An 8,067-nucleotide genomic window follows, 5' to 3' on the forward strand; every position below is an offset into this window, starting at 1 on the left:
CGTGGGCTACTCGTGGCTGATGGAGAGCTCCGATCGGGCCGTGCGGGAGAAGGCCGCTCGGGACTGGTGCCGCTGGGAGGACGCGGTGCTGTCGCTGGAGCCCAATCCCAAGGTCCTGATGAGCGGCAAGGACATCGAGGCGATGATTGCCTTCGTCCGGATCTGCGCGCACTACGTCGCCCACGACGCCTGGCTGGAGGAGGGGCAGCTGATCCGCGACGCCGACCGTCTCGCAGGCATTCCCGGTGTCCTCATCCACGGCCGGCTGGACCTGAGCTGCCCGCTGGACACCGCCTGGGAGCTGGCGCAGGCCTGGCCCGACGCCGAACTCATCGCGCTGGCCGACGCCGGCCACAAGGGCAGCGCCAGCAAGCAGGAGGCCTCGCTGGCAGCGCTGGACGGCTTCGCCGGCCGCTAGCGCTCCAGCTGGTTCGCGACCTCGATCAGAGCGGCCAGGGTGGCACTGCCCGGCGCGCGAATATGGCCGTTCGACGCGGACGCGCAACCGCGGGCCTCGAGCCACAGGTTCGCCGCTGCGAGGTGCGGGTACTCGAGCATCAGCACGGTCACCGAGCCGTCCCCCGCCGGGCAGTTGCGGCTGCCGCCGTTGAGATGGCCCAGTTCCACCCGGCGCGCGACATCGGCGACGCGGGCAGCGTCCTCAGCCGTCAGGACGCGCTGCAGCAGCAGCCCGAAGCGCTTGCCGTTCAAGCCGCCGTAGGAGCACAGCAGTCCGGCGTTCGGCGTTCCGGGCGGCACCAGGCTCCGATCGACGTCCGGTCGGTCGGTCAGCACACCTACGACGCCCCGGTCATCCGCCGGGCAGCGGCTGCCGGCTTCCAGGCGCATCCTGGGGCCGGTCCCGGTGTCCGCCATCGGGTGTGGGTCCAGCCATTCGACGCGGGCGTCCACCCGCAGGTAGCTCGCCGTACCAGCCGCCGATGCCTCGCCGATCGAGGCGAGGCCGAATTCCAACCCGCCCTGGGGGCTCGAGCCGCCGACGGTCCAGCCGTAACTGTGGACCATGGCAGTTGGTGAGCCTTCGGCGCTGCCGCCCCACTGCGTCAAGCCGGCCGGCGGGTGCTGCTTGAGGTAGTCCTCGGCTGCCGGAAACGACATCGGCAACTGCCAATACCTGGCCAGGTCGGTGGCCGTCTCGACTCCGTTGTCCCCCATCGCCGGGGCCGGCAGGGCCGCCGGTGCCGAGCTGAGCTGCACCGAACCCGCCGGGATCTCGGCCAGCGCGAGCAGTCGCCGTGCCTCGCTCTCGGCACGCGTGCGGTTCGCCTTCTCCTGCTCATCGAAGCTCGGGGACGTCGATGCGGCGCCGTGCTGACCGGCAGAAGTTCCGAGCCCGGCGGAAGTTCCGGGACCGGCCGGAGTTCCGATGCCCCGGCCGGTACACGCGGTCAACGCGAGCAGGAGCACCACGATGCCTGCGGCCGGCGCCCACCTCGTTCCCATTACTGGAGGATGCTCCGGTCGGTCAGGAAGATTGCAGCGAACAGCCAATCGCTCCGTAACGGTTCACAACCGGCTACCTTCTGCGCCCGGGTCAGGCCAGCCGGACGTACGGCGCCAGGAAGGAACGCGCCGACCCGGTGTCGGTCCGGTAGGCGACATTCGTGGCGTAGCAGGGCGTGTCACCGGTGACCGTGACGCCGGCCAGCAGCAGAACGCCGTTCAGGGTCACGAAGTTCGGGCCGCCGGAATCGCCGTAGCAGGCACCGCCGTAGCCCTGGGCCTCGATCATGGACAGCCGGATCCAGGACGCGTTCAGGGCGTCGAAGCCGAGCGAGGCCTTCAGCCGGATGCCGCCGCCCGGATGGGTCTGCGGTCCGCCACCGGTGTGCGCCTCCTCGGTGCCGTAGCCGACTGCCAGCCACGGGGCTGCTTCCAGCTGGCTGGAGCTCAGCGCCGACAGCCGGCCCGCAGTGGGCAGCTTGGCGGGGGTGAAGCTCCACCGGTCGGCCGGGGTGACCGCGCGGTGCGCGAAGTCGACCACCGCGATGTCGTGCGGGTCCGACTGGGCCTGCCCGTAGCTGGGGTCGACGATGCCCGAGCCCTCCACCGCCTGGCCGTGCGCCAGGAAGTACCGGGCCTCGGCGGCGCCGGACAACCCCAGCGCCGCGGCCGCGTCCAGCTCGCCCTGCACGTTCTGGTCCAGCGAGACGTAGAAGTGGTCCAGCGACGGGTCGGCCGACCAGTCCACGATGCAGTGCGAGGCGGTGAGGAAGGTGTCGCGGTCGATCATGGCGCCGGTGCAGTGCCAGTCGAACGAGTCGTCCACGCCGTCGCCGTCGGTGTCCCACAGGACCAGCAGCGCACCGGTCTCGGTCCGCTCCGGCGCCGGTGAGGCGTTATAGGTGTTGATGGCGGCTGCCGGGGAGGCCAGCACTCCGGCGGCGACGATGGCTGTCGCCGCAGAAGCCACAGCAACCCGCAATGTGTTCAGACGTCCTGCCATAGCGCTCGCTCCTTGTCGTGGACGGATCCGTGTCGTGGACGGATCCGCACGGAGCTTCGCACCTCTGCCAGCTCACCGGAGGGTTTACGGCATTTTCCGCCCGATGCCGGCGGGCGCGGTGGCCGGGGGCACTGCCTACCGGGCGGTAGGATGGCCTCCCGTGATCGCGCTGCAGAACGTCACCAAGATCTATGCCGCCAGCACCCGGCCCGCCCTGGACGGGGTGTCCCTCGACATCGACAAGGGCGAGTTCGTCTTCCTGATCGGCGCCTCCGGGTCGGGCAAGTCCTCGGTGCTGCGGTTGCTGCTGCGCGAGGACGTGCCCACCAGGGGCAGCGTCATCGTCAACGGCAAGGACATCGCCAAGCTGCCCGCCCGCAAGGTTCCCGAACTGCGCCGGGGGATCGGCTGCGTCTTCCAGGACTTCCGGTTGCTGGAGAAGAAGACCGTGTTCGAGAACGTGGCCTTCGCCCTGGAGGTGATCAACAAGTCCCAGCGCTCGATCACCCGCTCGGTTCCCGAGGTGCTGGAGATGGTGGGGCTGCAGGGCAAGGCCAACCGGTATCCGAACGAGCTGTCCGGTGGTGAGCAGCAGCGGGTCGCCATCGCCCGGGCGTTCGTCAACCGGCCGCTGGTGCTGCTGGCCGACGAGCCGACCGGAAACCTCGACCCGGACACCAGCCAGGGCATCATGGGCCTGCTGGAGCGGATCAACCGCAAGGGCACCACGGTGGTGATGGCCACCCACGACAACAACATCGTCGACGCGATGCGGCGCAGGGTGATCGAACTCGAGTACGGCCACATCGTCCGCGACCAGAACCGTGGCGTCTATGGCATCGGCCGCTGAGGCGGTCCGGCACACAGCGCGTCCCGCACCACCCGCCGCACCTGCTGAGAAGCGAACACCGATCGGAGTGGAACCCTCATGCGCGCCAGCTATCTGATGTCCGGAGTCGCCACCGGGCTGCGACGCAATGCCAGCATGACGATCGCGCTGGTGCTCTCCACCGCGATCGCGCTGTTCTTCCTCGGCGGGGCGCTGCTGATCAACAAGGAGATCTCCAAGACCCAGGAGGCCTACAAGGACAAGATCAACGTCTCGATCTACCTGTGCACCGAGACCTCCAACCAGAGCCCGGGATCGCCCTGCAAGCACAAGATCACCACTGCCGAGCGGCTGGCGCTGCAGGCCAAGCTGAACGCCGATCAGCAGATCACCGGGGTGCAGTACCTCAACGAGGAGCAGGCCACCCAGATCGCCAAGCAGCGACTGGGCGAGAAGGTGGTCGACGAGGCGGGGCCCGGGGCGATCCCGTCGTCGTTCACGATCAAGCTGCGCGATCTCAAGGCCGACTACCAGCCGGTGGCCGCACGGTATTCCACGGTCGCCGGCGTCGAGCAGATCCAGAATCAGGACGTCAGCCTCAAGACCATGCTGCGGCTCTTCGACACCGGCCGGGTCGGCTCGTTCGTGATGTTCTTCGTGGTGCTGATCTGTGCGCTGCTGCAGATGGCCAACACCATCCAGACCGCGGCCCAGCAGCGCCGCAACGAGACCGGCATCATGCGCCTGGTCGGGGCGTCGCGGTGGATGACCCAGTTGCCCTTCGTGATCGAGGCGATGCTGGCGGCGGTGGTCGGTGCGATCCTGGCGATGGTGGGCAACTGGGTCGCCAAGGTGGTCTTCCTGGACGGCCTGCTCGGTGACCAGGTGAAATCCCGGATCCTGCAGCCGATCTCGGCCAACGACATCATCCTGGCCGGCGGGGTCGGCCTGATCTCCGGTGTGATCCTGGCGGCGGTCACTGCCTGGCTGACCCTGCGCCTCTACGTCCGGCTGTAGCTTGCTTGTCATGGCCGCCGCAACCGCACCGTCCTCCAACCGCCCGGTCCGCAAGATCATCGCGCAGAACAAGAAGGCCCGGCACGACTTCCTGGTCGTGGACACCTACGAGTGCGGCATCGTGCTGATGGGGACCGAGGTCAAGTCGCTGCGGCTGGGACGGGCGTCGCTGGTCGACGGCTTCGCCACCATCGACGACGGCGAGGTCTACCTGCACAACGTGCACATCCCGGAGTACGCCTTCGGCTCCTGGACCAACCACACCCCGCGCCGGGTGCGCAAGCTGTTGCTGCACAAGGGTGAGATCCTGCGGCTGGTCGGCAAGATCAAGGAGTCCGGCCTCACCCTGGTCCCGCTGTCGCTCTACTTCGTCGAGGGCAAGGTGAAGGTCGAGATCGCCCTGGCCAAGGGCAAGAAGACCTATGACAAGCGCCAGGACCTGGCCAAGCGCGACGCCGACCGGGAGATCAGCAGGGTGCTGGGACGGCGCGCCAAGGGCCGCACCGACTGATGGATGGCACCCTGCTGCCCGGCAGCACCGGCTGATGGAGGCCAGCGGCCCGGACCAGGTCGCTGGGCAGCTCACCGACGCGCAGGTGCCGGGCATCTGGCAGGCGCTCGGGCTGCCGGGGCTGGCCGACATCCACGTGCACTTCCTGCCCGAGCCGATGCTGGCCAAGGTCTGGCGGTACTTCGACGAGGCCGAGCAGCACTACGGAATCGCCTGGCCGATCTGCTACCGCACCAGCGAGGACGAGCGGATCGCCACCCTGCACGAGCTGGGGGTGCCGCGGTTCCCGACGCTGTGCTACCCGCACAAGCCGGGCATGGCCAGCTGGCTGAACGACTGGTGTGCCGGTTTCGCCGCCGCCCATCCGGATGCCGTGCACAGCGCCACCCTCTTTCCCGAGCCCGGCGTCACCGGCTACGTCCGGCAGGCGCTGGAGGCCGGGGCCCGGGTGTTCAAGGTGCACGTCCAGGTCGGCGGCTTCGACCCCGCCGAGGCGGTGCTGGACGAGGCCTGGGGCCTGCTCAGCGACGCCGGCGTGCCGGTGGTGGTGCATTGCGGGTCCGGGCCGCTGCCCGGTGCGCACACCGGCCCGGGGCCGATCGGGGAGGTGCTGCGGCGGCATCCGGCGCTGACGGCCGTGCTGGCGCACGCCGGCGCGCCGGAGTACGCCGAGCACCTGGCGCTGGTGAACCGCTACCGCAACGTCCGGCTGGACACCACCATGGTGGGCACCCCGTACCTCGACAGGATCGCGCCGGTGCCGCCGGACGTGCTGGCGGCCTACCGCGACCTGGGCGAGCGGATCGTGCTGGGCACCGACTTTCCCAACATCCCGTACAGCTACGCCCGGCAAATTCAGTCGCTGGTGGAGTGGGGTTTCGGCGATGATTGGCTGCGGCAGGTGCTGTGGCACAACGGCGCCGAGTTGCTGGCCTTCTGAGAGCCAGCCGTTCCGAGATCAGGAGTAGTCGAGGCGTCATGACAGTGAGCTGGCAGCCGCTGAGCGCTGACACGGTGACCGAGTGGGCCGAGTTGACCAACCTGCTGGGCGAGGCCGACGGCACCGAGGAGTTCTACGAGGCCGAGGCGCTGGCCGAGGAGCTACAGGAGCCGGGCGTCGACCCGCGGCTGGACACCGTCGGCGTATGGCGGGACGGGGTGCTCGCCGGGTTCGGCCAACTGCGGGTTTCCACGGGCCTGTTCGAGGGCCAGGTCCGGGCCTTCATCGCGGGCGGGGTCCGTCCCGATCAGCGTGGGTTGGGCCTGGGCACCGAGATCATGGACCGGATGGAGGCGCGTGCCCTCGAGCTCGCGGGCCAGCGGCACCCCGGTGTGCCGGTGCTGCTGTGGGTTTCCGGCGGTCTCGAAGGAGCTTCGGTGCGTCCGATGCTGGAACACCGCGGCTACAAGATCATGCGCTATCACCACGAGATGACCAGGCCTATGCCCGGCGTCGTGCCGCCACCGCCCGACCTGCCGGTGCGGCCGTACTCGGCCGAGCTGGAAGAGGCTGTCCGGCTGGCGCACAACGACGCCTTCAGCACCCACTGGGGCTCGATTCCGGCCGATGCCGCGGATTGGGGTGACATGGTCCGCTCCCGGACGTTCCGGCCGGACTGCTCGTTCGTCAGCCTGGACTCCGGCGGCGAGGTGCAGGCCTACGTGCTGGTCACCCAGTGGGTGCCAGGGGAGGCGTGGGTGAACCTGGTCGGCACCCGGCAGCGGGCCCGGGGCGCGGGGCTGGCCCGGGCCTGCCTGGCGGCATCGTTGCGGGCGATAGCCGAGCAGGGCTATGCCAAGGCCGGCCTCGACGTCGACTCGGAGAACGCTTCGGGCGCCGGAGCCCTGTACGCCTCGTTCGGCTTCCAGCTCGACAAGGTCATCGCCCGCTACGGCCGGGTGGTACCCGGCCGCTCCTGACCCGGTTGAGGCCGTGACCCGGTTGAGGCCGTGACCCGGGCCGAGGCCCTGACGCGGTCGACGCCTTGACGCGCGGTCAGCGACTGGTGCTGTCCCGGGCGGCTTGCGCCGAGGCTGCCGCGATGCGGCGCTGGTCGGCCACCAGGATGCCGTAGGTGAAGGCGTTCTGGCCCTCGTCGGCGACCTGGTCGGCGATCCGGCGAAGCACCTCGGTGGCCACGATCGCGTCCTGGTGCTCACCGAGCAAGGTCTGCAGCCGGGAGGCGCGCTTGGCGATCTTGCTGGCCTCGTTGCCCAGCGCCGGCGCCGCTGCCTCGGCGGCGTAGCGGGCGCGCTTGCCGGCCTTGCGCGCCTGGTGCAGTTGCTCGGCAGGGGTGTTGTTGCCGGCCGCGCGCTTCATCCGCCTGGCGACCTTGCGCTCGGCAGCGGCCACATACTCCGCCAGCAGGTCGGGCGGGCCGGCGGCTTCCGGGCTGAACGGTGGCTGCTCCCGCCAGCGGGCGAGATCATGCAGGAGAACGCTGTAGCGCTCGTCGCGCATGGTGGCCAGCAATGCGTCGGCGTGCTGGCGCAGCTCGGTGAGCAGCACCTCGTCGATGCGGCTCCCGACCGGGCCGAGGACCAGGTAGGCCGGCAGGTCGTCGACGGCACGGGCCAGCCGGCTGCGCAGCACCTCGCGGTCGCGGACCTCGCCCAGCTCGGCGGCGAACCAGGTCAGCTCGTCCTGCAGGCGAGCGGAGGGTTCGGCCTCGAACAGCGGCGCGAAGATCCGCAGCGCGGCGCGCAGCCGCCGGGTCGCCACCCGGGTCTGGTGGATCGCCTCGTGCGGCTGGCTGCTCGCCCCGGCCTCGAACGGCTTGAGCGAGATCGCGAAATGACCCGCGGTCAGCGCGTCGCACTGGGCGCGCAGGTAGGGAGTCAAGGCGGCCCCGGCCGTGCTCCCGGCCGGGTCCTCGGGCTGGCCGACCAGCGCTCGGTGCAACTTCGAACTCCAGCGGGACGCAAAGGCTCCGCGGGCGAGCAGCAGGCTGGTCGCCCGGTCGAGGTGGGCCTCGGTGCCGGCCTGCCCGAGTTCCACCTCGAGTTCACGCCAGCGCGGCGTCGCCACCGGTGCGCCCTCGGAGACGGCCCGGATCTCGTCGTCGGCCAGCTCGAACACCAGCCGGCCGTCCGGCGCGATCACCCGGTGGGCGGTCCTGGTGGTCTTGAGCGTGACGGTCGGCAGCAGTTCCGCGGCGCCGGTGAACGGCCGGACCAGGGTGCGCAACTCCTCCGGCGCCTCGTCGTTGCCGGCCAGCGGCCAGCGCAGCTCGGTGCGAAAGC

General features: G+C 70.1%; 8 protein-coding genes and 1 pseudogene. 6 read left to right on the plus strand and 3 right to left on the minus strand.

All coding sequences use genetic code 11. The features are described from left to right. Window positions 1-418 (plus strand): annotated as a pseudogene (locus tag VF542_RS02870) (prolyl aminopeptidase); the annotation flags it as partial. Here the strand turns inward: VF542_RS02870 and VF542_RS02875 are convergent. Both VF542_RS02875 and VF542_RS02880 read right to left on the minus strand, forming a co-directional pair. Further along, window positions 415-1,464 carry a hypothetical protein gene (locus VF542_RS02875; RefSeq protein WP_408650201.1) on the minus strand — a complete coding sequence of 350 codons (1,050 nt, stop codon included), beginning with the start codon at window positions 1,462-1,464 and terminating at the stop codon, window positions 415-417. The pseudogene VF542_RS02870 and the gene VF542_RS02875 overlap by 4 nt on opposite strands. Before the next feature lie 91 nt (window positions 1,465-1,555). Further along, entirely contained in the window at window positions 1,556-2,467 is a 912-nt protein-coding gene (locus tag VF542_RS02880) for a trypsin-like serine protease (RefSeq protein ID WP_408650202.1), read from the minus strand. Window positions 2,468-2,627: 160 nt separating this feature from the next. Between VF542_RS02880 and ftsE the strand changes: the two genes are divergently transcribed. The 5 genes from ftsE to VF542_RS02905 all read left to right on the plus strand — a co-directional run bounded on the left by ftsE (window position 2,628) and on the right by VF542_RS02905 (window position 6,744). Then, a complete protein-coding gene (ftsE, locus tag VF542_RS02885; RefSeq protein ID WP_408650203.1) occupies window positions 2,628-3,317 on the plus strand; it encodes a cell division ATP-binding protein FtsE in 690 nt (229 codons plus the stop codon). Window positions 3,318-3,395: 78 nt separating this feature from the next. Further along, complete coding sequence (ftsX, locus tag VF542_RS02890) at window positions 3,396-4,313, plus strand: permease-like cell division protein FtsX (protein WP_408650204.1); 918 nt, start codon at window positions 3,396-3,398, stop codon at window positions 4,311-4,313. A 10-nt stretch (window positions 4,314-4,323) separates the two neighbouring features. Next, entirely contained in the window at window positions 4,324-4,824 is a 501-nt protein-coding gene (smpB, locus tag VF542_RS02895) for an SsrA-binding protein SmpB (protein ID WP_408650205.1), read from the plus strand. A 34-nt stretch (window positions 4,825-4,858) separates the two neighbouring features. Beyond that, on the plus strand, window positions 4,859-5,764 hold the full coding sequence (locus VF542_RS02900; protein WP_408650206.1) for an amidohydrolase family protein: 906 nt from the start codon (window positions 4,859-4,861) through the stop codon (window positions 5,762-5,764). Between the two features lie 38 nt (window positions 5,765-5,802). Next, window positions 5,803-6,744 carry a GNAT family N-acetyltransferase gene (locus VF542_RS02905; protein WP_408650207.1) on the plus strand — a complete coding sequence of 314 codons (942 nt, stop codon included), beginning with the start codon at window positions 5,803-5,805 and terminating at the stop codon, window positions 6,742-6,744. 76 nt (window positions 6,745-6,820) lie between these two features. On the opposite strand, the gene VF542_RS02910 is transcribed toward VF542_RS02905, so the two are convergent. Beyond that, window positions 6,821-8,067: CHAD domain-containing protein (locus VF542_RS02910; protein WP_408650208.1), on the minus strand; the 1,247-nt coding region annotated here is incomplete at its 5' end.

Origin of the sequence: Jatrophihabitans sp., assembly GCF_036389215.1 — a bacterium.
Taxonomy (GTDB): Bacteria; Actinomycetota; Actinomycetes; order Mycobacteriales; family Jatrophihabitantaceae; genus Jatrophihabitans_A.